The 23,651-nt window shown below is 72.9% G+C and carries 23 protein-coding genes; 8 read left to right on the top strand and 15 right to left on the bottom strand.

Translation table 11 applies throughout. From position 1 onward, the window contains the following. Positions 1-84 precede the first annotated feature (84 nt). Complete coding sequence (locus KSK32_RS24805; RefSeq protein WP_013285860.1) at positions 85-255, top strand: hypothetical protein; 171 nt, start codon at positions 85-87, stop codon at positions 253-255. Between the two features lie 99 nt (positions 256-354). Here the strand turns inward: KSK32_RS24805 and KSK32_RS24800 are convergent, their stop codons facing one another. Both KSK32_RS24800 and KSK32_RS24795 read right to left on the bottom strand, forming a co-directional pair. Continuing rightward, positions 355-615, bottom strand: a complete 261-nt coding sequence (locus KSK32_RS24800; protein ID WP_013285859.1) for a hypothetical protein — start codon at positions 613-615, stop codon at positions 355-357. 19 nt (positions 616-634) lie between these two features. After that, positions 635-2,419, bottom strand: a complete 1,785-nt coding sequence (locus KSK32_RS24795) for an N-acetylglutaminylglutamine amidotransferase (protein WP_216936348.1) — start codon at positions 2,417-2,419, stop codon at positions 635-637. Between the two features lie 233 nt (positions 2,420-2,652). Between KSK32_RS24795 and glnA the strand changes: the two genes are divergently transcribed. Together glnA and KSK32_RS24785 are read left to right on the top strand one after the other, a co-directional pair. After that, positions 2,653-4,077, top strand: coding sequence for a type I glutamate--ammonia ligase (gene glnA / locus KSK32_RS24790; protein WP_216933364.1), 1,425 nt, complete (start codon positions 2,653-2,655; stop codon positions 4,075-4,077). Between the two features lie 141 nt (positions 4,078-4,218). Continuing rightward, positions 4,219-5,361, top strand: coding sequence for a glutamate--cysteine ligase (locus KSK32_RS24785; protein WP_216933363.1), 1,143 nt, complete (start codon positions 4,219-4,221; stop codon positions 5,359-5,361). A 34-nt stretch (positions 5,362-5,395) separates the two neighbouring features. Here the strand turns inward: KSK32_RS24785 and KSK32_RS24780 are convergent, their stop codons facing one another. Further along, positions 5,396-6,223 (bottom strand): PIG-L family deacetylase, encoded by an 828-nt coding sequence (locus tag KSK32_RS24780; protein ID WP_216933362.1) that lies wholly within the window; start codon positions 6,221-6,223, stop codon positions 5,396-5,398. Positions 6,224-6,296: 73 nt separating this feature from the next. On the opposite strand from KSK32_RS24780, the gene KSK32_RS24775 reads away from it, so the two are divergent. Then, on the top strand, positions 6,297-7,010 hold the full coding sequence (locus tag KSK32_RS24775) for a hypothetical protein (RefSeq protein WP_216933361.1): 714 nt from the start codon (positions 6,297-6,299) through the stop codon (positions 7,008-7,010). A 28-nt stretch (positions 7,011-7,038) separates the two neighbouring features. On the opposite strand, the gene KSK32_RS24770 is transcribed toward KSK32_RS24775, so the two are convergent. Genes KSK32_RS24770 through KSK32_RS24755 form a run of 4 tightly spaced genes read right to left on the bottom strand, consistent with a single transcriptional unit; the run spans position 7,039 to position 11,143 of the window. Continuing rightward, positions 7,039-8,055: a nitroreductase gene (locus KSK32_RS24770; RefSeq protein WP_216933360.1), complete on the bottom strand. Its 1,017-nt coding sequence runs from the start codon at positions 8,053-8,055 to the stop codon at positions 7,039-7,041. 2 nt (positions 8,056-8,057) lie between these two features. Beyond that, entirely contained in the window at positions 8,058-9,140 is a 1,083-nt protein-coding gene (locus KSK32_RS24765) for a GNAT family N-acetyltransferase (protein WP_216933359.1), read from the bottom strand. Then, on the bottom strand, positions 9,137-9,577 hold the full coding sequence (locus KSK32_RS24760; RefSeq protein WP_216933358.1) for a DUF4188 domain-containing protein: 441 nt from the start codon (positions 9,575-9,577) through the stop codon (positions 9,137-9,139). The genes KSK32_RS24765 and KSK32_RS24760 overlap by 4 nt, the downstream gene beginning before the upstream one ends. A gap of 3 nt (positions 9,578-9,580) precedes the next feature. Then, on the bottom strand, positions 9,581-11,143 hold the full coding sequence (locus KSK32_RS24755) for a phenylacetate--CoA ligase family protein (protein ID WP_216933357.1): 1,563 nt from the start codon (positions 11,141-11,143) through the stop codon (positions 9,581-9,583). 205 nt (positions 11,144-11,348) lie between these two features. On the opposite strand from KSK32_RS24755, the gene KSK32_RS24750 reads away from it, so the two are divergent. Genes KSK32_RS24750 through KSK32_RS24740 form a run of 3 tightly spaced genes read left to right on the top strand, consistent with a single transcriptional unit; the run spans position 11,349 to position 13,504 of the window. Beyond that, positions 11,349-12,008 carry a hypothetical protein gene (locus tag KSK32_RS24750; protein ID WP_216933356.1) on the top strand — a complete coding sequence of 220 codons (660 nt, stop codon included), beginning with the start codon at positions 11,349-11,351 and terminating at the stop codon, positions 12,006-12,008. A gap of 34 nt (positions 12,009-12,042) precedes the next feature. Then, the gene (locus KSK32_RS24745) at positions 12,043-12,453 is read left to right on the top strand and encodes a hypothetical protein (protein WP_216933355.1); all 411 of its coding nucleotides are present in this window, start codon (positions 12,043-12,045) and stop codon (positions 12,451-12,453) included. 7 nt (positions 12,454-12,460) lie between these two features. After that, positions 12,461-13,504: a polyprenyl synthetase family protein gene (locus KSK32_RS24740; protein ID WP_216933354.1), complete on the top strand. Its 1,044-nt coding sequence runs from the start codon at positions 12,461-12,463 to the stop codon at positions 13,502-13,504. On the opposite strand, the gene KSK32_RS24735 is transcribed toward KSK32_RS24740, so the two are convergent. The 8 genes from KSK32_RS24735 to KSK32_RS24700 form a co-directional block, all read right to left on the bottom strand. Beyond that, a complete protein-coding gene (locus KSK32_RS24735) occupies positions 13,501-14,472 on the bottom strand; it encodes an acetylxylan esterase (RefSeq protein ID WP_216933353.1) in 972 nt (323 codons plus the stop codon). The two genes, KSK32_RS24740 and KSK32_RS24735, sit on opposite strands and share 4 nt — an antisense overlap. Beyond that, on the bottom strand, positions 14,463-15,152 hold the full coding sequence (locus KSK32_RS24730) for an N-acetylmannosamine-6-phosphate 2-epimerase (protein WP_216933352.1): 690 nt from the start codon (positions 15,150-15,152) through the stop codon (positions 14,463-14,465). Before KSK32_RS24730 ends, KSK32_RS24735 begins: the two co-directional genes overlap by 10 nt. Continuing rightward, positions 15,149-16,078 (bottom strand): ROK family protein, encoded by a 930-nt coding sequence (locus tag KSK32_RS24725; RefSeq protein ID WP_216933351.1) that lies wholly within the window; start codon positions 16,076-16,078, stop codon positions 15,149-15,151. The genes KSK32_RS24730 and KSK32_RS24725 overlap by 4 nt, the downstream gene beginning before the upstream one ends. Before the next feature lie 2 nt (positions 16,079-16,080). After that, positions 16,081-17,019: a dihydrodipicolinate synthase family protein gene (locus KSK32_RS24720; protein ID WP_216933350.1), complete on the bottom strand. Its 939-nt coding sequence runs from the start codon at positions 17,017-17,019 to the stop codon at positions 16,081-16,083. After that, on the bottom strand, positions 17,016-18,083 hold the full coding sequence (locus KSK32_RS24715; RefSeq protein ID WP_216933349.1) for an ABC transporter ATP-binding protein: 1,068 nt from the start codon (positions 18,081-18,083) through the stop codon (positions 17,016-17,018). The genes KSK32_RS24720 and KSK32_RS24715 overlap by 4 nt, the downstream gene beginning before the upstream one ends. Continuing rightward, positions 18,080-20,035 carry a dipeptide/oligopeptide/nickel ABC transporter permease/ATP-binding protein gene (locus KSK32_RS24710; RefSeq protein ID WP_216933348.1) on the bottom strand — a complete coding sequence of 652 codons (1,956 nt, stop codon included), beginning with the start codon at positions 20,033-20,035 and terminating at the stop codon, positions 18,080-18,082. Before KSK32_RS24710 ends, KSK32_RS24715 begins: the two co-directional genes overlap by 4 nt. Continuing rightward, a complete protein-coding gene (locus tag KSK32_RS24705) occupies positions 20,035-20,991 on the bottom strand; it encodes an ABC transporter permease (protein ID WP_216933347.1) in 957 nt (318 codons plus the stop codon). The genes KSK32_RS24710 and KSK32_RS24705 overlap by 1 nt, the downstream gene beginning before the upstream one ends. A 102-nt stretch (positions 20,992-21,093) precedes the next feature. After that, the gene (locus tag KSK32_RS24700; protein ID WP_216933346.1) at positions 21,094-22,719 is read right to left on the bottom strand and encodes an ABC transporter substrate-binding protein; all 1,626 of its coding nucleotides are present in this window, start codon (positions 22,717-22,719) and stop codon (positions 21,094-21,096) included. Positions 22,720-22,857: 138 nt separating this feature from the next. Between KSK32_RS24700 and KSK32_RS24695 the strand changes: the two genes are divergently transcribed. Further along, complete coding sequence (locus KSK32_RS24695) at positions 22,858-23,589, top strand: FadR/GntR family transcriptional regulator (protein ID WP_216933345.1); 732 nt, start codon at positions 22,858-22,860, stop codon at positions 23,587-23,589. Positions 23,590-23,651 lie beyond the last annotated feature (62 nt).

Genomic DNA, 23,651 nt, shown 5'->3' with positions numbered 1-23,651 from the left:
AACCCGCTCCCGGCGCCCGTCCGGCGCTTAGCGTGGGACGAGGAGCGGCCTGCCAGGGACGCCGGTGAGCGGAGGGAGAACGCGGTGACGGAGCCGGAGGAGGAGCAGGAGAAGACCCGCAAGACCGACCGGGTGCTGTTCTCGCCCGACGGCGACCCGCACCACACGCTCGCCGAGGCGCCCCAGCCGGACGAGCACCTGCCGCCCACCGTCACCCGCGACGGCCACACGGACGTGCTCGACGACGAGCAGTGAGCGCACCCGCCCGCCCGGCCCGCCCGGGCGGGCCGGGCGGGCGGGACGTGCCGCGGTCGGACCGGCGGATCGCCGTCACGCCGCCGGGACGTGTGGCGGTCAGACCGGCGGGATGCCAGAGCGGCCGATGTCCGACATGTCGTCGCCGATCTCGGTGCGGGTGCCGGCCACCGGCCCGGCGCCGGCCTCGGTGCGGTCCTCCACGCAGGCGTCGCCCAGCCCGTGCATCAGCTCCCCGACCACGGCGAGCGCCGAGCCCTTGTCCGGGCAGGGTGCCCCGGTGGCGAGCACCTGACCGTCGCCGCCGACGACGGTGAACCCCACACTGCCGTCGGCCTCGCTCTCGATGACGAACTTCACCGTGCTCCTCCCGCCCCGCTCAGCTCACGCCGTGCGTCTGCAACCACAGCTCCAGCAGGCCCAGTTGCCACAGCTTGTTGCTGCCGGCGGCGGCCTGGGCCCGGTCCGGCTCGGCCAGCAGCTCGTCGACGTACGCCCGGCGGAACAGCCCGCGCCGGCGCGCCTCGGGCGCACCCAGCGCCTCGACCACCAACTCTCGCACGGGACCGTCGACGTTGCGCAGCGCCGGCACCGGGAAGTAGCCCTTGGGCCGGTCGATGACCTCGGCCGGCAGCACCTCCCGGGCCACCTCCTTGAGCACGCCCTTGCCGCCCTGGGCCAGCTTGTGCTCCGGCGGGCACGCCGCGGCGAGCGTGACCAGGTCCTGGTCGAGGAAGGGCGTACGCACCTCCAGCCCCCACGCCATGCTCATGCTGTCCACCCGCTTGACCGGGTCGTCGGGCAGCATCAGGTGGGTGTCCAGGCGCAGCACCGCGTCCACGGCGGTCTGCGCGCCCGGCGCGGCCAGGTCGGCGGCGACCAGCTCGCCGCTGGCGTCACCGTCGCAGGCGTACGCCGGTTCGACCACCTCGGTCAGCTCGGCGTGATCGCGGTCGAAGAACGCGGCGGTGAACTCGGACGTCGCGTCCTCGCGGGCCGCGTCGGCAAGCCGGTGGTGGTAGCCGTAGCCGGCGAAGACCTCGTCGGCGCCCTGGCCGGACTGCGCCACCTTCACGTGCCGGGCGACCTGCTCGGAGAGCAGGTGGAACGCCACCACGTCGTGGCTGCCCATCGGTTCGGTCATGGCCGCCACGGTGGCGCGTACGGCCGGGCCGAGATCGCCGTCGACGAGCCGGATGCGGTGGTGGTCGGTGCCGAACGTGCGGGCCACCAGGTCGGAGTAGTGGAACTCGTCGCCGGTCTCGTCGCCGCGGCTGTCGAAGCCGATGCTGAACGTCTGGAGATGGTGCTGTCCGGCGCCGTCCAGCAGCGCCACGATCATGCTGGAGTCCAGGCCACCGGAGAGCAGCACCCCGACCGGCACGTCCGCGACCAGCCGGCGGCGTACGGCGGTGCGCAGCGCGTCCCCGACGGCGGCCCGCCAGTCGGCGGCGTCCATGCCCTCGTGGGCCGGGTCGCGCCGGTACTCGGGCCGCCAGTAGACGCGCTCGCGGCTGCGCCCGTCGGCCTCGACCACACGGACGGTGGCCGGAGGCAGCTTGCGGATGCCACGCAGGATCGTGCGCGGCGCCGGCACGATCGAGTGCCAGGACAGGTAGTGGTGCAGCGCGACCGGGTCGATGCCGGTGTCGATGTCACCGCCGGCGAGCAGCGCCGGCAGCGTGGAGGCGAACCGGAGCCGGCCGGGCGACTCGGCAAGGTAGAGCGGCTTGATGCCCAGCCGGTCGCGGGCCAGCACGAGCCGGCGACGCCGCCGGTCCACCAGCGCCACCGCGAACATGCCGACCAGGTGGTCGACGAACCGCTCCCCCCACTGCGCGTACGCCACCAGGATCACCTCGGTGTCGCTGGTGCTGTGGAAGGTGTGCCCGGCCGCGCGCAGCTCGTCGCGCAGCTCCGGGTAGTTGTAGACACAGCCGTTGAAGACCAGGGCCAGGCCGAGGTCGTCGCGGACCATCGGCTGGGCGCCGGCCTCGGACAGGTCGATCACTGTCAGCCGGCGGTGCCCGAGGGTGATCCAGCCGTCACTCCACGCGCCCTCGCCGTCCGGGCCGCGTGAGCGCATGGCCGCGGTCATCCGGTTCACCGCGTCGGTGTCGGGGGTGGCCCCGTCGAATCTGGCCTCACCGCTGATCCCGCACATGTCAGCGCCCACCGGTCAGTCGCGGAGCACTCACCATGCCAACCTCCCGCCGCGTCGTGTCCCGGGCGGTCCGCCGGGTACGGCGACTACCCGGCATGTGGCGAAGGAAACCCGGATGGGCGGTTGCCGAGCCGGGCCCGGCGAGCCGTCGTACGGTGGCGGTACGGGCCACGTCCCCGGGCGGTCCGGCCACGGGACGTGGCCAGGATCAACGACGCCTGCCAGGAGGACGTGTGTTCGCCAATTCCGAGGAACTCCTGCGATACCTCACCGACGAGGACGTGAAGTTCGTCGACGTACGTTTCTGTGACCTGCCCGGCGTGATGCAGCACTTCAACCTGCCGGTCGAGTCGTTCGACGACAGCGTGTTCACCGACGGCCTCGCCTTCGACGGATCCTCGATCCGCGGCTTCCAGGCCATCCACGAGTCCGACATGCTGCTGCTGCCGGACGTCGCCACCGCCTTCATCGACCCGTTCCGGGCGCAGAAGACGCTGGCGTTGAACTTCTTCATCCACGACCCGTTCACCCGGGAGGCGTACTCCCGGGATCCGCGCAACGTGGCGAAGAAGGCCGAGGCGTACCTCGCGGCGAGCGGCATCGCCGACACCGCCTACTTCGGCGCCGAGGCGGAGTTCTACATCTTCGACTCGATCCGCCACGAGACCTCGGCGCACCAGTCGTTCTACTACATCGACTCGATCGAGGGCGCCTGGAACAGCGGCCGGATCGAGGAGGGCGGCAACCGCGGCTACAAGACCGCCTACAAGGGCGGCTACTTCCCGGTGCCCCCGGTCGACCACTACGCCGACCTGCGCGACCGGATCGTGCGGCGCCTCGTCGACGGCGGCTTCACCGTCGAGCGCTCGCACCACGAGGTCGGCACCGCCGGCCAGTCGGAGATCAACTACAAGTTCTCCACCCTGCTGCACGCCGCCGACCAGCTCCAGATGTTCAAGTACATCGTCAAGAACGAGACCTGGGCCGCCGGCAAGACCGCCACGTTCATGCCCAAGCCGCTGTTCGGTGACAACGGCTCCGGCATGCACACCCACCAGAGCCTCTGGCGCGGCGGCGAACCCCTGTTCTACGACGAGACCGGCTACGCCGGCCTGTCCGACACCGCCCGCTGGTACATCGGCGGCCTGCTGCACCACGCCCCCTCGCTGCTCGCCTTCACCAACCCGACGATCAACTCCTACCGTCGCCTGGTGCCGGGCTTCGAGGCGCCGGTGAACCTGGTCTACTCGCAGCGCAACCGCTCCGCCTGCACCCGCATCCCGGTCACCGGCAGCAACCCCAAGGCCAAGCGCGTCGAGTTCCGCGTCCCGGACCCGTCCAGCAACCCGTACCTGGCGTTCTCGGCCATGATGATGGCCGGCCTGGACGGCATCAAGAACAAGATCGAGCCGCCCGCCCCGATCGACAAGGACCTCTACGACCTCCCGCCGGAGGAGTGGGGCGACGTCAAGCAGGTCCCGGGCTCGCTGCCCGAGGCGCTGACGGCGCTGGAGGCCGACCACGACTACCTGCTCGACGGCAACGTCTTCACCGCCGACCTGATCTCCACCTGGGTCGACTGGAAGAACGCCAACGAGGTCGACCCGGTCCGGCTGCGGCCCACACCGCACGAGTTCGCGCTCTACTTCGACTGCTGAGACGTACCGCCACCGTCCCCGCCACCCGCGGGGGCGGTGGTCGGCGGAAACGGCCTCGGGCCGGCCCTCGCCCTCGTACCGTCGGGACATGACTCCGCCTCACGTCGACACGCCGACCGTTCCGTGCCGGTGGAGCCGTCGGTGAGGCCGCGGCCCACCACCACCGCCACCACCACCCCGCAGATCCCCACCGTCCTGACCCTCGGGGTGGAAGAGGAGTTCCTGCTGCTAAACCCGGCCACCGGCGAGAGCATGCCGGTCGCCGACCGGGTGCGCGGCGCGCTGTCCGGCACCGCCCGCGAGCAGAGCCGGCAGGAGTTCCGGCACAGCATGGTGGAAATGGTGACGCCGGTCAGCCCTGATCTCGGGGAGCTGCGGGAGCACCTGGTCACGCTGCGCCGGGCGGCCGCCCGGGCGGCCGACGCGGCCGGGGCGCGGCTGGTCGCCGTCGGCGCCACCCCGGTCTGCGAGGCCCACCGCACGGTGCCCGACGAGCAGCGCTACCACGACATGTCCCGCCGGTTCGGCCCGGTCGCCCACGACCCGGCGGTCTGCGGCTGCCACGTCCACGTCGGCGTGCCCGACCGGGAACTCGCCGTGCAGGTCTGCAACCACCTGCGCCCGTGGCTGCCGGTGGTACAGGCGCTCACCGCGAACTCGCCCCTGCACGACGGGCGGGACACCGGGCACGCGAGCTGGCGCTCGATGCAGCTGGAACGGTGGCCGAGCATCGGACCGACGCCGCACTTCGACTCCGCCGCCGACTACGACGCCACGGTGGCGGGCCTGATCACCGCCGGGATCATGCTCGACGCCGCGATGGTCTACTGGTACGCCCGCCCGTCCGCGTCGTACCCCACGGTCGAGGTACGCGTCGGCGACGTCTGCCCCACCGTCGACGACACAGTGCTGGTCGCCGGGCTGGTCCGGGCGCTGGTGGCCACACTCGTCGACGACGTCCGCGCGGGTGTGCCGGCACCCCGCATCCGGGACTGCCTGGTCGCGGCCGCGCACTGGCGGGCCGCCCACGACGGCGTCGACGGGGAACTCGTCGACCTGCGCAGCGGGCTGCCCCGGCCCGCCTGGGACCTCGTCGACGACCTGGTCGTCACCGTCACGCCCGCGCTCACCCGTCACGGTGACCTGGATCTGGTCCGGCGCGAGCTGGACCGGGTGCGCCGGGACGGCACCGGCGCCACTCGGCAACGGCGGATCATGACCGAGACCGACGGGGACGTCCGCGCCGTGCTGGCACACCTGGCCGCACAGACCGTCTCGACGTGAGTCGATGACCTCCCCGGACCGGACCCGCGACCGGTCAGCGCAACCCGGCGAACAGGTCGTCCTCGGGTGTGGCCGCACCGGTGGTGTCCCGCACCCGCACGAACGTCTCCATGCCCATCAGCTCGGTGAACCGCTCCTGCCCCAGACGCAGGAAGAAGATGTTCTCCGCCTGGCTGGCGTGCGCGGCGAGCGAGGCGAACTTCTGCCCGCCGTAGGCGCGGGTGTCGACCCAGGTGGTGATCTCGTCGTCCGGCAGGCCCAGCGCCGGCATCTCGCCGGTCGCCTCCGGCTCGGGGAACTCCACCCCGATCTCCTTCATGACGGTGCCGAACTGCTGGAACGCGCTGCGCGGCACGGTGGTCCAGTAGACCTTGGCGGGGATGCCGGTCTGCTCGACAGCGGCCATGGTGATCCGGTGGGCCTGGATGTGGTCCGGGTGACCGTAGAAGCCGTTCTCGTCGTAGGTGACCACCACGTCGGGGCGGTAGCGCCGGATCAGCTCGGCCAGCCGGCCGGCCGCCTCGGCCACCGGCGTGTTCCAGAACGCGCCGGGCGCCTCGTTCGTCGCCCAGCCCATCATCCCGGAGTCGCCGTAGCCGAGCGTCTCCACGTGGGTGACCTTCAGCGCCTCGCAGCTGGCCGCCAGCTCGGCGCGGCGCATCTCGACCACGGCCTGCGGGTCGTGCCCGGGGTCGCCCGGCTTGATCCCGCCGGGACCGTCGCCGCACCCCCCGTCGGTGCATGTCACGAGCACTGTGGTGACGCCCTCGGCCGCGTAGCGCGCCAGGACACCGCCGGTGCTCGTCGCCTCGTCGTCGGGGTGCGCGTGCACCGCCATCAGGGTCAGGGAACGATCGGTCACCCCGTCACCATACGAGCATCGGCCGACGAACTAGCATTGCCCGGTCCGCAGACGGCGACGGAAGCGAGGCGCGATGGGTTGGCTCCAGCGGTTGCTCGGTGGCGGACGGGTCGAACTGGACCCCGCACGTCAGCAGGAGCTGCTGCGGGACGTCCGGCAGTCCTACGGGGCGCACGCCCGCCTCCGGTTCCCGGAGCAGGCCGACGCGATCACCCGGCTGCTGTCCGGTGACGACGGTCTCGTGGTGGCCGCCGGGATCGTCTGCGAGGCCGCCGACCAGGCGCACGCCGACCTGCTCGCCCAGGCGCAGGAGGTGTTCCGGCGCACCGGGCGGCGGCTGCTGGTGCACCGCCGCAACTACCGGCCCCTGTGGAAGGAGGCCGGGCCGGCGCTGCGCTGGCCGCTCGGCGCGCTGCCCAGCGGGCTGCACCCGTACGCGCAGCTCAGCGCCGCCGTGGCGGTGGTCGGCGGGCGGGCCGACCGGCTGGACCGGGTGACCGACCCGCAGCCGTTGGTGACGCGCCTGTTCGAGGTGCTCGACCTGACCACCGCCGGCTGGGAGTTCGGCCGGGTGCGTGTGGACACCGACAGCGCGACGCTGGTGGAACGGCTGACGGGCACCGGCGCGCGGGTGCTCGCGACGATGGACGACCCGCCCCGGCTGCCACCGGCGGTACGGGAGATGATGCGCCGCAACCACCGCATCGCCGTGTACGACCCGGCCGGTCCCCGGGTGGTCGGCGAGCTGAACCTGGGTGCAAGGCTGCGCGAGACGCTGCTGGCCTGACCGGCGGTACATCAGCCACCATGGCCTCTCATGGATGAAGTGACACCGCGTCAAGAGGTGTTACCGCTAACAGATCCGATTCGTGGTTCACGCGCCGGGCCGAACGGGGCGCGGGAGCGGCCGGCCGGCCCACCCGGGCCACGTGCACGATCCGCTCCGGCGCCACGTCCAGCAGCGCGCCGAGCGCGTCCCGGGTGGCGGCCACGTCGACGAGCTGACTGAGCGGATGCGCGGCCAGCCCGGCCGTGTGCAGCGTCAGCCACGTCCGCATCAGCACCCGTCCGAACTCGACCTGCCCGGCCGCGTCGAGGCCGGGCGGTGCGACGAGCGCCAGCACCCCGCCGCCCTGCCCGAGCGGATCACCGCCCGCGGCGGCGAGCAGCCGCGGCAGCCCGAGCGGGCGCAACACCGGGTACGCGGCGAGTGCCGCCCGCAGCCCGCCGGCCGCCGCCCGGTCCAGCCCGAGGCAGCGGTCGGTCAGCCCGTCGGCCCGGTAGCGCCGGTCCGACCGGTCCAGGCGCAGCCAGCGGCGCAGCTCCGCCACCACGGCCGGGTCGGCGTACACCTGTTGGTCGGCCGTGCGCAGCAGCGCGCGCAGCCGCCCGGCCGCCGGCACGACGCGGACCGCGCCGCCGGCCCGCCGGGCGACCGCGTCCGCCGCCGCGACCACGTCGGCGTCCGGGCCGGCGGTGAACCGGCCCCGGTGGGTACGCCGGTCCCACACGTCGGCGGTGCGGAACGGCGTCCGGTACGGCTGCCGTGCCGGCCGCAGCCGCCCTGCCCGCCGGTCGGACTCGTCGTGGTCGGCGGCCCAGTCCAGCCGCAGCCCCGCGTCGGCGGCGACGATCAGGCAGGTCTCCACGAACGCGCCCAGCGACAGCCGCAGGTCCCGCCCGGTCGGATCGCCCGCGGGCAGCGCGTCGGCCGGATCCCAGCCGACGGTGATCGCCCAGCGCTCGTAGCGCAACCGCCACGGCTGGGTGTTGTGCGCGCTCGGGGCCCGCCAGCACAGCGGCTCCAGCGCGTGGAACGCGGCGAGGTCCATGCTCACCGCTCCTTGGCGTAGAACGTGTGGCCGTGCAGCGGGCGTCCGCCGAGGCGCCGGTACTGGGCCGCCGACGCCGGGTTGTCCCGCCCGACGTACGTGCTGCGCAGCGCCGTGTAGCCGCCGTCGTGCAGGTTGTGGTGCAGGTGCGCGGACAGCAGCCGCTGGTAACCACGCCCCTGGAAACGCGGCACCACGCCCTTGACGATCAGCACCGCCTCCCGGCGGTAGCGGCGCCGGGTCGCCAGCAGCCGCAGCTGGTTGACCGGGTTCAGGTCGCCACGGACCGCGACCAGGAAGTCGCTGATGTCCGGCACGCAGAGCACGAACGCCACCGGTCGCCCGTCGCGGGTCAGGTAGAGCAGCAGGGACTCGTCCAGCACGTACGCCAGGCCGTCGGTCTGCCGCCGCAGCTGCGCCGCCGAGATCGGCGTGTAGTAGCCGAGCTGGGCGAAGGAGTCGTTGAGCATTCCGCGCAGCAGGTCGAGTTGCTGGTCGAGCCGCCGGGTGCTCCCCCGGTGCAGGTCCAGCCGGGCGCCGTCGGGCTGCACGCCCAGCGCGGGCGGCGGCGCGGCCGGCGGCGGGATCGGGCAGATCCAGGTGTCGGAGACGAACCGCCCGGTGAACCCGTACGCCTCGTACGCCTCCGGATAGTGCGGCGGGTTCCACGCGCTGTCCACGAAACCCCGGTCGGCGTACCCGGAGGTGATCACTCCGCCGGCCTGGTTGGGCAGCAGCGCCACCGGCCCGAACAGCAGGTCCCGCCCGGGTGTGGCGTGCGTGGTGATCGCGTCGAACAGCGGCCGGGCGGCCGGCGCGGTGAACTCGGTGAGCCCGAACAGCTGGCAGCGGCGGCCGAGCTTGGCGTCGAAGTCGCCGTCGGTGTGCAACGTGGTCCGGCCGACCACGGCACCGGTGGCGTCACGCAGCACGTACATCGGCACGCCGTCGCGCCACCAGCGGCGGATCTGCTGCCGGGGCGTCGGCACGTAGCGGGGCTCGTCCGCGTACAGCCGGTCGGTGAGCGCGAGGAAGTCGCGCAGGCCGCGCCGGTCGGTCACGCGCTCGAACCGGTGGCCGGTCACCGGCGCACCGCCGGTCCGGCCGTCTCCGCGCCCAGCGGGGTGAACTGCTCGATGTGGCCCATCGCGCCGTCCTCGGCCCGCCACGCGCCGTTGGAGTAGCCGTCCGGGGACGCGGTGTAGAGGCGGATGAACCCGGCGGTGGCGTTGCGGGTGCCGTCGGTCAGCCACATCATCAGCTTGCGGTGGTGCCGGGTCCGGGCGAAGCGCAGCAGCGCGTCCCGGTCGGTGAAGAACGCGATGGTGCCGAGCGTCAGCGGGAACTGCCAGTAGACGGTGTGCCAGCAGTAGCCGGACATCCGGCGCATGTCGCGCACCATCCGGATCCAGTCCGGGGCCAGGCGCAACAGCACCAGCGGGTTCGCGTACCGGGTGCCGCCGATGAACATGGCGCTGGCGCGGGCCTGGGCCGGGGCGCGGGAGAAGTCACGGGTACGCATCGTTCACCTCACCAGGTAGACGTTCTTGATCTTCTGCATGCCGGCGAACGGGCCGCCGTCCGGTTCGTGCAGCTCGACCCGCAGGTCACCGGCGGTCGGGTCCTCCACCAGGGACTGCGCGAAGTCCCGCGACACCGAGGTCAGGTGCGCGCGTACCCCGTCGCGGCAGGCGCCGGCGAGCGCCGCGCGTGCCGCGGGGGCCAGCGGGCGGCGCAGCTCCACGTGGATCACCGGCCGGGTCTCCAGGTCTGCGTCCTCGTGCAGCGTCAGGCAGAACCGGTTGATCTCGGCGGCGTGCGGGTTGCCGGTGTAGAGGCCGTACTCGACGTCCTGCGGGTAGAGGTTCGCGCCCAGGTAGGACACGGTGGAGTCGCTGCGGCCGAACAACAGCAGCAGCGGCAGCGCCATCCGCTCCTCGGACACCGCGGTCCGGAACTCGGCGCGGCGTACCGGGTCGGCGTGGGCCAGCTCGACGACCCGCCGGTACGGCACCAGCAGCGCCTCGTCACCCACGTTGTAGCGCAGCCGGGGCTGGAGCACGTGCGGGCTGGCGACAGTGCACAGCAGTTCCCGCCGCTCGTTGGTCTCCAGGTAGGTGGCGAACGGGTTGTACTGGAACACCATCGGCAGCCGCTGCTCGTCGCGGCCGAGCAGTTCCGCGCGCAGTCCCGCGTCGGTGCGCAGCCGCCGCCGCAGCCACACCGTGAACCGGGTCTCCGCGCCGATGCCGATGGTCAGGTCCGACGCCCCGTACGCCGACCGCACCCGCACGAACCGTTGTTCCAGGTAGTCGCGCAGCGCCTCGGTCATCCCCTCGCCGCCGCAGCTGGCGAAGATCCGGTACCGCGACCAGGGGAAGTCCTCGGCGTCCAGCCGGTCCCGCAGATGCTTGAGGAACGGCGGGTACGCGGTGACGAGGTAGTCGTGGCCGGGACCGAACTCGCGCAGCGTGTCGACGATCTTCCCCAGGTCCGGGCCGGTGTTCTTCACAGTGGCGATCCGGGCCATCGCCGCGCCGGTGGTGGTGCCGGTCGCCCAGGCGCCCATCGAGTACGCGTTGATCACGAACGGCCGGCGCATCGGGAACGCCAGCCCGGTGTAGCCGACGATGTCGCGGTGCACCGCCCGCAGCTCCCGCTCGCCACGCGGCCAGTTGAACGGCCGCCCGGACGAGCCGGCCGACTCGTCGACCACCACGCCCCGCTCCGGCAACCGCCCGTCCCGGCAGCGGGCCGAGGAGTCGTAGGCCATGACGTACCCGCGCTTGTCGGTCTCCGGGAAGTCCCGCAGCCGGCGGCGCAGGCCGCCCGGGCGGGCCCGCAGGAACGCCTGGTAGGCGGGCACCCGCCGGGCGGCCCGCACGCAGGTCGACCGCGCGTTCGCGGCGGCGAGCCGGTCCAGGACCGGGTGGTGGCGCCGGGCCAGCCAGCGCCAGCCGGCGGGGTGGTGGGCGACGAGCCGGGCCATGGCGGCGACCGCGCGGCCGGCGGGGGCCAGCGCGGCCTCGGCGGGCAGCGGCGTGTCGACGGTACGTGCAGCGGCGTGTCGGTGCAGCGTCTCGGCCATGACAAGCATCCTGTCGACGCCGCGACGCCCGCACATGAGCGACGGAACGGTACTGCGCTGAGTACCCGTACCCAGCCGGCAGGCCGCCGTGACCGGACGCGGGAATCATGAAAAGACGGACTTAAGGGGCAACGACCTGGCACCTTTACCGCTGTGAGCGTCGAGGCCTTCCGGCTCCGACCAGCCACAACGGGGGAAGAGGAAGATGGTTCACAAGGGATGGCGGCGACCTGCGTCGGCGCTGGCGGTGCTCGCCGTGCTGGCGTCGTCGACGACGTTCGCGGTCGTCGTCTCACCCCGACCCGCCTCGGCCACGGTGCCGGGCCAGCCGGGAGTGCCCCAGCCCGGCACTCCCGTCTTCACCGAGGACTTCTCCAACGAGAGCGCGGCCGACGAGCCGATCCGCATCGGCTCGTACACCGGCTCCCCCGGTTCGGTCTACGTGCCGGGCCCGGGAGGCAGCGGCGCGGACAGCGAGACGTACACGGCGGACCCGGCGTGGAGCCCCGGCGCGGCGCAGTGCAACGGCTGGGTCATGCGCGAGACGTCGCCACTGCCGCCCAACGGCGGCAGCCCGCCGGTGACGAACAACGACAACTGCGCCCGGAACGCCGCCTGGGACCGGCTGCGCGAGATGGCCCGTGACATGGGGCTGTTCCAGGGACAGAGCACCGAGGAGGCGGCCACCAACCAGGTGCTCACCGAGTACACCAACGGCACGACCGCCCAGCTGCCCGGATACCAGTTGGAGACGGACAACAACTCGATCCCGGCGGTGGGCGGGCACTTCTACGAGGTCTCGGCGATCTTCGCCGACCACCACCTGCGATCATTACCGTCAGTCACCATCGCGACACATGCCTAGCCTGCCGCCCGGAGCCGGGTGGAGACTCCGCCGCATGGAGAACGTGGAGCGTGAGCGCGCGAACGAGCGCTTCGAGAAGGTGGCCGAGGAGACCTCGGACACCGTGACCCACGCGGCCACGGTGCTGGAGGAGGAACTCGCGGCGGGGCTGGCCGGCGCCCGGCGGCTGGAGGAGAAGCTGACCGAGAGCCGGCGGGTGGACCCGGAGGCGTTCGACGAGCTCGTCGCCCGGGTCCGTACCGACGGGCACGCCCTGATCGACACCGTGGTCGGGCAGCTGAAGATGGCCGACGACCAGCGCGGCGAGGTGATCCGGCGGTACACGTCGGACGCGCACGACGCGCTGGACACCGTACTCAATCTGGCGCGGCTGGCCCCCGAGGTGGCCAACGGGCTCGCGGACCGGCTGGCGTCGCCGGCCCCGAAGCGGCCGGCGGACCGGTAGCCGCGCGATGGCGCCGACCGCCGGGGTGGCCGGCGGGCACGTGGAACGGATGCTGGAGCGCTATCGCGGGCTCGCCCTCGGCGCGCTGCTCGACGACGTGCCCGACGGCGGCCCGCGCTACCTGTACGACCTGGTCTCGGAGTACCCGCGGCGCTGGGGCAAGGGGCTGCGCGCCGCGCTGTGCCTGGCCACGTGCCGGGCGTTCGGCGGCGGCGACGCGGTGGGCCTCAACGCCGCGGTGACTGTGGAGCTGTTCCACAACGCGTTCCTCATCCACGACGACATCCAGGACTCCAGCGAGCAGCGGCGCGGCGGACGGACGCTGCACGCCGAGTACGGCGTGGGCGTGGCCCTGAACGTCGGCAACATGACCAACCTGCTGGCGTTGCGGCGGCTGGCCGCGAACCGGGCGGCGCTGGGCTCCGGGATCGCCTGGCGGCTGTTCACCGAGACCGAGCTGATGATGCGCCACTCGCTGGAGGGGCAGGCCATCGAGATCGGCTGGATCCGCGACAACGTGTGCGACTTGGACGCCGACGACTACTACCGGATGTGCCTGAAGAAGACGTCCTGGTACACCTGCATCTACCCGTGCCGCACCGGCATCCTCGTGGCGACCGGCCGGGAGAACGCCGTCGACGTGCTCGACCGGTACGGCTGGTACCTGGGCGCGGCGTTCCAGATCCAGGACGATGCGCTGAACCTGACCGGCGACTACGCCAGGTACGGCAAGGAGATCGCCGGTGACCTGTGGGAGGGCAAACGCACGCTGATCCTGATCGACTTCATGCGGCGGTGCACGCCGGAGGAACGCGAGCGGCTCGTGCGGTTACTGAGCCGGACCCGGGCGGAGCGCACCGACGCCGAGGTGCGCTGGCTGCACGGGCGGCTGCTCGCGTACGACTGTGTGGAGTCGGCGCGGCGCAGCGCCCGGGATCTCGCGCTGGCCGCCCGGCGGGAGGGTGAGCGGGCTCTGGGCGCCGCCGCGGACACCGAGGACGGCGGGTTCCTGCTGGAGCTGACCGACTACGTGGTGGAACGCGCCCGTTAGCCGCCCAGGATCCCGCGCAGCCAGGTGAGCTGTTCGCGCTGGTGTGCCGCCTCGCCGCCCTCGTGGTCGTTGAACTCGTACACCCGCACGTCCTTGTCGCCGCCGTAGCGGTGGTAGGCGGCGAAGCAGGTCGACGGCGGGCAGACCTGGTCGCGCAGGGCGATGGAGAACAGCGCCGGCGCGGTCGCGCGCGGTGCGAGCGCGGCGGCGTCCAGGTAGGACAGCGTGCGGAACACCCGGTCGGCGGCGTCGCGGTGCAGCGCGAGGTAGTCGACCACCTCGGCGTACGGGCTGTCCGGCCCGGCGACCCGCACGCCCCGGCGGATGTCGCACAGGAACGGCACGTCCGGCATGACGGCCACGACGTCCGGGCACAGCGCGGCGGCGGCCAGGGCAAGGCCGCCGCCCTGGCTGAAGCCGGTCACCCCCACCCGCGCGGGGTCGACGGCCGGGTGCCGCCGGGCCGCCTCGGCGAAGCGCACCGCGTCGGTGATCAGCCGCCGGTAGTAGTGCCCCGCCGGGTCGGCGACGCCCCGGGTGAGGAACCCGGGCACTGTCCCGGCCGGGTAGGGGTGCGGGTCGGGCGTGCCGCCGGTGGCGGCGCTCCACCCCTGGCCCCGGCTGTCCATGATCAGGTGCGCGAAGCCCGCCGCCGCCCAGAACAGCTTCTCGTGCGGCAGGCCGCGGCCCCGGCCGTAGCCGAGGTACTCGACCACGCAGGGCAGCGGCCCGTCGGCACCGGCGGGCAGGTGCAGCCACCCGCGTACCGGCTCGCCGCCGAAACCGGGGATGGTGGCCGCGTACGTCCGGATCTGGGTCAGCCCGGTGTCGACCGGCTCGTAGACCGCACGCTCCGGGTCGCCGCCGCCGTCGAGCGTGCGCGCCCAGAACGCGTCCAGGTCCGCCGGCACGTCCAGCTCCGGCCGGTACGCCAGGCAGCCGGCCAGGTCGAGGTCGGTCAGCGGCACGACGCGGCCTCCCGTACGGCGGAGGCGAACCAGCCGGTGATGGTGCTCGGGTGGGTGATGGCGGTGCCGACCACCACCGTCCACGCGCCCGCCCGCAGCGCCTGCGCGGCCTGCTCCGGCGTGTGGATGCGTCCCTCGGCGACCACCGGCACGTCGACCGCGGCGGCGAGCCGGGCGACCAGGTCCAGGTCCGGCCCGTCGCCCTTGGTGGTGTACGCGGTGTACCCGGCCAGCGTGGTGCCGACCAGGTCGGCGCCCGCGGCGGCGGCGGCGATGCCCTCGTCCAGCGTGGAGCAGTCGGCCATCACCAGCGCGCCGGTGCGCTCGTGCACGGCGGCGACGGTCTCGGCGAGCGTGCGGCCGTCGGGCCGGGGCCGGGACGTGCCGTCGAGCGCGACGACGTGCGCCCCGGCGTCGGCGACGGCGAGCGCGTGGTCGAGGGTCGGGGTGATGAAGACGTCGTCGTCGCCGTCCTTCCAGAGCCCGATCAGCGGCAGGTCCACCGCCGCGCGGATGGCCGCGATGTCGGCCAGTCCCTGGGCGCGGATGCCGGCGGCGCCGCCCCGGGCGGCGGCGAGCGCGACCCGCCGCATGGTGTCCGGGTCGCGCATCGGCTCACCCGGGTACGCCTGGCAGGAGACGACCAAGCGGTCACGGAGCTGGTCGACGAGCGCGTTCATGAGACCTTCCAGGCGAGCGAGGCGGCGCCGAGCAGCGGCGCGTCGGGGCCGAGGGTGGAGGCGAGGACCGGCACACCGGCCAGGGCGGGCAGCGTCTCGGCGGGCACCGCGTCGCGCAGCGCCCGCCACCACGGCTCGCCGAGGCCGGTGACGCCGCCGCCGACCACCACGGCGGCCGGGTCGAGCACGTTGACCAGGCCGCCGACGGCGGAGCCGACAGCCGCGCCGCCGAGCCGGACGACCTCCCGTGCCGTCTCGTCGCCGTCCGCGGCGAGCGCGGCGACGGCCCGCAGGTCGGCCACCGGCCGGCCGGTACGCCGGACGTACTCGGCGGTGAGCGCGGGACCGGCGGCGATCGCCTCCAGGTGCCCGCGCCCGCCGCAGGTGCAGGGCAGCGTTCCGGCGTACGCCGACGGCTGGTGCCCGGCGTGCCCGGCAGCGCTGTGCGCTCCGGCGAGCACCGCGTCACCGAGGACGAACGACGCGCCGACGCCGGTGCCGACGGCCACGTAGAGCACCGTGTCGTATCCGGCCGCCACGCCGTGACGCGCCTCCCCCAGCGCGTGGGCGTGCACGTCGTTGATCACGGCGACCGGGACACCCAGGCGCCGGCGCAGGTCGCCACGCAGGTCCGTGCCGCTCCACCCGGTCAGCACGTCGGTGGCGGACAGCACCAGGCCGGAGGAGCTGTCGACGACTCCGGCGCTGCCGACGCCGAGCGCCCGTACGACGCCCGGCGTCTCCGCCCGCAGCTCCTCGACCAGGCCGGCGGCCGTGTCGAGCACCGCGGCGGCGCCGGAGCGACCAGGCGTCGGCGCGGTGCGCCGGCCGGCGACCTCTCCGCCGGCGGTGACCAGGGCGGCGGTGGTCTTGGTGCCGCCGATGTCGAGTGCGGCGACCAGACCGGTCGTGCTCACCTCGGGCATGGTCAGAGCAGCCCGGCCAGTTCCAGCTGGGTACGCACGCGGCCCGTCTCAGCGGCGTCCAGCGGCCGCAGCGGCAGCGACACCGCGTTGCCGGCGATGACGCCGAGCAGCGCCAGGGCGGTCTTGAACGCGCCGACGCCCCGGGTGGCGCCCGCCGAGGTGGCCGGGTCGGCGGCGTCGACGATGCGGAACAGCCGGGTCAGGCGGTCCTGCTCCCGCCGGGCGGCGGCCCAGTCGCCCGCCATGCAGGCGCGGTGCAGCCGTACGTAACCGGCCGGGTCCACGTTGCCCAGTCCGGGCACCGAGCCGGACCCGCCCGCGAGCATCATCGCGTCGACCACCACCTCGTGGCCGGTGAGCAGGCTGAAGTCGCGCTCCGGCGCGCGCTCGGCAATGGCCAGCGCGAGCTGGCGGAACGCGACGTCGTCGCCGCTGGAGTCCTTGACGCCGGCCAGCACACCCTCGGCGGCGAGCCGGGTCAGCAGGTCCACGGAGAGCTTGCTGTGCACACAGACCGGGATGTCGTACGCCAGCAGTGGAAGCTCGACCGCCGCGGCGACGGCGCGGAAGTGCCGCTCGATCTCGTGCGGGCCGACGATGGCGTAGAACGGCGCGGTCACGACCAGGCCGTCCGCGCCCAGCCGGGTGGACGCCTCGGCCCGCTCCACGACCCGCCGGGTGGTGGGCTCGATGCAACCGGCGATGACCGGCACGGCGCTGCCGGCGGTCTTCACGATGGTCTCCAGGGCCAGGTCCCGCTGCCGGTCGGTGAGGAAGACCGTCTCGCCGGAGCTGCCGAGGGCGAAGATGCCGTCGACACCGGCGTCGAGCAGCCACTCGACCAGCCGTTCCAGGGAGTGGACGTCGACCTCACCCTCCTCGGTCAAGGGGGTCACGGCCGGCGGCACGACTCCGGCGAACCGCGGGGCGGGGGTGGTCACAGGTTCTCCTCGACAGACTCAGATGCGGTGCGGCCGGTCGCCGGGGTGGCGAGCGCGACCAGTTCGGTGTTCGCGGTCCCGGCGGGCACCGGGTGGTGGCAGCGGAACTCGTGGCCCTCGCCCTCGGCGGGGCGCGGCGCCGGCATGTCCACGGCGCAGCCGTCGGTGGCGGCCCAGCAGCGGGTCCGGAACGGGCAGCCGCTCGGCGGGCGAGTGGCCGACGGGACCGGGCCGACCAGCGGAATGGGTTCGATCGGTGACAGCAGGCCCGGCGTGGCCGAGAACAACGCCCGGGTGTACGGGTGCCGGCCGCCCTCGGGCAGCAGGCCGGCGGGCGTCTGCTCGACGACGCGGCCCAGGTACATGGTGACGACCCGGTCGCTGACCCGCTTGACGGTCTGGATGTCGTGCGAGACCAGCACCATGGCCAGCCCGAGCCGGTCCTTGAGGTCCAGCAGCAGGTTGAGGATCTGGGCCCGCACCGACACGTCGAGCGCGCTGGTCGGCTCGTCGGCGATGACCAGCCCCGGTTCCAGGGCCAGCGCGCGGGCGATGGACACCCGCTGGCGCTGGCCGCCGGAGAGCTGGCTGGGCAGCACGTCGGCGACCGAGCGCGGCAGGCCCACCAGGGCCATCAGCTCGGCCACCCGCTGCTCGCGCTGCTGCCGGGTGCCCCGGCGGTGCACGTCGAGCGGGTCGCGCAGGATGTCGCGTACCGGCATCCGGCGGTTCAGCGAGGTGGCCGGATCCTGGAAGATCATGCCGACGCCCGCGCCGATGTGCTCGCGCCGCTCGGCGGCGCTCATCGACCACACGTCCTTGCCGGCGAACGACACCGTGCCGGCGGTCGGCCGTTGCAGGCCCACGAGCACCTTGGCCAGCGTGGACTTGCCGCAGCCGGACTCGCCGACGATGCCGACCGTCTCGCCGGACCGGATCACCAGGTCGGCGCCGGTGAGCGCGTAGACCTTCTCCCGGCTGAACATGCCGCCGCCGCGCGAGGCGTGCACCACGTGCACGTCGCTCAGCTCGGCGATCGGCCGGTGCTCGGCGGTGGCGCTCATCGGGCCGGCTCCTTCTCGCTGACGGTGACGGCGGGGTGGTGGCAGGCGTACCCGTGGCCGTCCGTGCCCTCCAGGGCGGGCGCGGTGTCCCGGCAGATCCCGGTCGCCATCGGGCAGCGGTCGGAGAACCGGCAGCCCTTCGGGAAGTCGGCCGGTGACGGCACCACGCCGCGGATCTGGGTGAGCCGTTCCGCCCCGGTCTCCAGGGACAGGACGGAACCGAGCAGCCCGCGCGCGTAGTGGTGGGCGGGCGCCTCCATCACGTCGGCGGTCACGCCGGTCTCCACGATCTGCCCGCCATACATGACCACGACCCGGTCGCAGACGTCGCTGACCAGGGCGAGGTCGTGGCTGACCAGGATGAGGGCGAAGCCGAGCCGCTCGCGCAGGTCCAGCAGCAGCTTCATCACCTGGGCCTGCACGGTGACGTCGAGCGCCGTGGTCGGCTCGTCGGCGATGATCAGCTTCGGGTCGCGGGACAGGGCCATGGCGATCACCACGCGCTGCCGCTGCCCGCCGGACAGCTCGTGCGGGTACGCGGCGAGCGTGCGCCGCGGGTCCAGCCCGACCAGCCGCATCAGCTCCTCGGCCGAGCGGGTGCCGCCACGGCGGATCATCTGGGCGAGCTGGGCGCCGACGCGCAGCGCCGGGTTCAGCGCCGACAGCGCGTCCTGGTAGACCATCGCGATCTCGCGGCCCATCAGGGCCCGGCGGCCCTTGGCGTTCAGCTTCAGCAGGTCCGTGTCCTGGAAGCGGATCCCGCCGCGTACCCGGGCGCCCTCCGGCAGCAGACCCATCACGGCCAGGACGCTGAGCGACTTGCCCGAGCCGGACTCCCCCACCAGGCCGACGACCTCGCCGGGGCGGACGTCGAAGGAGAGCCCGTCGACGATGTCCACGCCGCGGTGGCGGCCTTCGAAACCGATGGACAGGTCGCTGACCTGAAGGACCGGCTTGCCCTGCGGCAGCGGGCGGGCGCGCTCGCGCAGCCGCTGCGCCGCCTCGGCGAGACCGGGCAGCTCGACCACCTCGCCGGTACCCGGCTGCGCCTGCTCCAGCGCGTCACCGCTGGTGGTGGTGGCGCGGCGCGCGGCCGGGGCGGCCCACGCGTCGGACATACCCTCCGAGAGCACGTTGAGCGCCAGCACGGTGAGCAGGATCAGCAGGCCGGGGAAGAACGTGGCCCACCAGCCGCCGATCTGCACCATCTCCTTGCCGAACGCGATCACCGAGCCCCACGAGGAGGCCGCCTCCTGCGGGGCGAGACCGCCGCCGATGAAGGACAGCGACGCCTCGAAGACGATCGCGTCGGCCACCATGACGGTGACGAAGACGAGGATCGGCGCGGCGCAGTTGCGCAGGACGTGCCGCCAGAGGATGTGCGGCCGCCGGGCGCCGATGATGCGCTCGGCGGCCACGTAGTCCTCGCCGTACTGGGACAGCACGTTGGCGCGGACGATGCGCGCCACCGACGGGGTGAACACGAAGCCGATCGCGACCACGAGGACCAGCAGGCTGTTCTTGCCGAACGAGATGATCAGCAGCGCGGAGAGCACGATCGCCGGGAACGCCATGACCACGTCGAGGCAGCGCATGATGACCTCGTCGACGGCGGTGCGGCTGCTTCCCGCGATCGCGCCGAGGATCGCGCCGAGCACCAGCGCGATGCCGGCCGCGCCGAAGCCGACGACCAGGGAACGCCGGGTGCCGGCGACCAGCCGGGAGAAGACGTCCCGGCCGAGCTTGTCCAGGCCGAACCAGAAGTCGCCGTTCGGGCCGGTCAGCGCCGGCCCGAGCCCGGTCTGGGTGGGGTCGTGGCGCAGCAGCAGCGGGGCGAGGACGCCGACCACGACGATGAGCGCGACGAAGCCGAGCGCGAACCGGGCCGCGACACCGAGCCGGGCGAAGGCCATGCCGGGGCGGGACAGCCGCGTGGTGAGGGACCGGCGCATCAGTGGCCTCCGCGCAGTCGGGGGTTGGCGAAGAGGTAGAGGATGTCGACGACCAGGTTCACCAGCACGAAGCCGAGCGCGATGGTCAGGACGGTGCCCTGGGCGAGCGCGGTGTCGTTCTGCTGGACGGCGCTCATGATCTGGGTGCCCATGCCTGGTAGCGAGAAGATGGCCTCGATGACGACGGTGCCGCCGATGAGGTAGCCGATCCGCAGGCCGAGGGCGGTGAGCGGGTTGACCAGCGCGTTGCGCAGCACGTTGCGGCCGACCACCACGCGCGGCGGCAGTCCGGCGCCGATCGCGGTGCGGACGTAGTCCTTGTCGAGTTCCTCGACCATCGACGTCCGCACGATGCGGGCCAGCGAGCAGCCGACCGGTACGGCCAGCGCCAGCGCGGGCATGGCCAGCGACTGCAACCACAGACCGACCGAATCGGCGGGGTTGACGTAGCCGCCGGTCGGGAAGATCGGGCGGCGGACCGAGAACTCCTGGATGAACAGCAGGGCCAGCCAGAACGAGGGCGTGGCGATGCCGGCCATGGAGACGATCCGGATGACCTGGTCGGGCCAGCGGTCCCGGTACAGGGCGGCCGGGATGCCGAGCGCCAGCGCGATGACGAGCGCGCCGACGACGCCGAGCGCGGTGAGCTGGATGGTCAGCGGCAGCGCCAGGGCGATCTTCTCGGCGACCGGCACCGACGGCGGGAACGTCATGCCGAGGTCGCCGCGGACGAGGTCACCGAGGAAGTGCAGGTAGCGCAGCGGCAGCGGGTCGTTGAGGCCGTTCGCGGCGCGGAACGCCTCGACCTGCGCCGGTGTGGCCTGGTCGCCGAGGACTGACAGCGCCGGGTCGATCGGGGAGAACTGCATGATCACGAAGACGAAGAGCGTGATGCCCAGCACCAGGGGGATCAGCGTCAGGAATCGTCGTGCGACCAGGTTCAGGACGGTCAGCATGGATTCTCTTTCTCGTAACGGGGCGCCGGGACGTCCCGCCCGGCCGCACGGGTCACGTGGGCCGGGCGGGACGGGGGCGGGGCCGGAACCCCGAGCGTGGGCTCAGCCGGTCCGGCCGGTGCCCAGGAAGTACAGGCCGGTGGTGGAGGCACCGGAGAAGCCGTCCAGCTTGGCCGGGTCGTACGCGGTGACGACCTTGGTGTGCAGGATCGGGTAGAGCGGCACCTGGTCCGCCGCCATGTCCAGGGCCTGCTTCCACAGCGCCTTGCGGGCCGTCTCGTCGGAGGTCTGCGCGGCCTTGTCCAGCAGGTCGCCCATGGCCTTGCGGTCCGCGTCGCTCCAGCGGTAACGCTGGCCCGGCCAGGTCTCGCCGAAGTAGTACCAGCGCATCAGCAGGTCGGTGTCGACGCCGAAGACGCTCGGGTCACCGGTGGCCATGAGCACCCGGAAGGTGTCCTTGGGGACGATGTCGCCGTAGATGGCCGAGGACGGCACGGTGTTGAGCGTGGCGGTGACGCCGATCTTCTTCCACTGCTCGATGACCAGCGGTGCGACGTCCTTGACCACCGAACTGTCGGTGGTGTCGAGCCGGAACGACAGGTTGGTGACGCCGGCCTCCTGGAGCAGGGCCTTGGCCTTGTCCGGGTTGTAGTCGTAGACCGTGGCGGCCTTCTGGTACGCCTTGTTGCCCTCGTCGAGGTAGCTGGTCGCCGGGCTGCCGTAGCCGTTGAGCGCGGTCTTGATGACCGCCTCCTTGTCGATGGCGTAGTGCAGGGCCTGACGCACCCGCTTGTCGCTGAACGGCGCGGCGGCGTTGTTGAACATGAGGAAGACCTGGTTGAAGGCCTGCTTCACGTCGATCGTGTACTTGTCCTTGAGCGAGTCGACGTTCAGGTACGGCACGGCCTCGATGGCCTGCACCCGGCCGCCCTGCAGGTCCGACACGCGGGCCGACGCCTCGGTGGTGGTGTTCCACGTCATCGTCTCGACCTTGGCGGCGCGCGGGCCGTTGTAGTTCGCGTTCCTGCTCAGCTTGACGCCGGACTCCTTGGACGCGCTGTCCACCTTGAACGGGCCGGAGCCGATCGGGGCGGTGTCGAACGCCTTGGCCGCCGCCGCGTCACCGGTCTTGGCCTTGGGGACGACCTTGATGACCGAGATCCGCTCGCTGAACAGGGCGAACGGGTACTTCAGCGTGAACTCGACGGTCGAGGCGTCCTTGGCGGTGACGGTGTCGAGGAACGACACGAAGCCCTGCATCAGCGGCGGCGCCTTCGGGTCCGCGGGCTTGAGCACGCGGGTGAAGGACCAGGCCACGTCCTCGGCGGTGACCGGGGTGCCGTCGGAGAACTTCGCCCCGTCACGCAGCGTCACGGTGTAGGTCCGGCCGTCGGCCCCGGGGGTCGGGTCGCTCTTGGCCAGGGCGTTGTAGGGTTCCCGCGTGATCGGGTCGAGGTCGACGAGGCCCTCGAAGACGTGCTGGTTGACCGCCGTCGCCACGGCCGAGGAGGCGTTGCTGGGATCGAAACCGCTGGAGAGCGTGAAGGCCAGCGTGGCCTCGATGGACGTGCCCCCCTTCCCGTCGCCGACGGCGTTGGTCGAGGCGGGCCCGCCGCTGCAGGCCGCCAGCGCGACCGCGAGGCCGCCCGCGAGGGAGGCGACGGCCAGGGAGCGGGCGCGGCCGCGCAGGGCGCGCCGGCTCCTCGACGGCTTACCGGTGGTGCTCACGTAGCTGCCTCCATAGGCTCTTCATGCGCTCGCGTGACCGCTCGCGCTCGGGGATGCGAAGCATAAGGTGTATGACGTCTGACGTCTGATGCCGGTAGGGTGAGAGTGTCAGATCCGGGAACGAAGGGCAAGGGGCAGATGACGACCATTGACGCCAGTCCGCTACGCGGCGCCGAGCGGCCGAGCCCTCGCCGGCAGGAGGTAGCCACCAGGATCAAGGAGTACATCCTGCGCAACCGCCTCAAGCCGGGAAACCTCCTGCCCACCGAGACGGAACTGTGCGAGGCCGTCGGCGCCAGCCGCTCCAGCGTCCGCGAGGCCGTCAAGATCCTCTCCGCGCTCGACATCGTCGAGGTACGCCACGGCCACGGCACGTTCGTCGGCCGCATGTCCCTCAACGCACTGGTGGAGAGCCTGACGTTCCGGGGCCTGCTCAGCGGCGAGGACGACCACCGCGTCCTGGCCCAGGTCGTCGACGTCCGTCAGACGCTGGAGCAGGGCCTGGCCGCCACCGTCATCGACGCCCTCGACGAGCAGCACCGCTCGGAGCTGTCCGCGCTCGCCGACGAGATGCACGGCCGGGCCGCCCGGGGCGAGGACTTCCTCGACGTCGACCGCGCGTTCCACCTGAAGCTGATGGAACCCCTCGGCAACGACCTGCTGGTACAACTGACCGAGGCGTTCTGGCAGGTGCAGGCCATCGTCGCACCCACGCTGCAGACCGAGCCGGAGGACCGGGTCATCACCGCCCAGCGGCACCAGGCGATCGTGGCCGCCCTCACCGCGGGCGACCCGACGGCGCTGCGCTCGGCGATCGCCGAGCACTACGCCCCCGTCCGGGCGAGCATCGCCCGAGCCGCGCAGGCCTGATCCGCGGCGACACCGCCGCCTCCGCGCGCGATCCGGGGGCAGGCCGGCCTTCGCGCGCGATC

The sequence above is a fragment of the Micromonospora sp. WMMB482 genome, assembly GCF_019038635.1.
GTDB classification, from domain to species: domain Bacteria; phylum Actinomycetota; class Actinomycetes; order Mycobacteriales; family Micromonosporaceae; genus Micromonospora; species Micromonospora marina.
The sequence above is the reverse complement of the archived record's forward strand: the minus strand, read 5'-3'. Positions and strand labels throughout refer to the sequence as shown.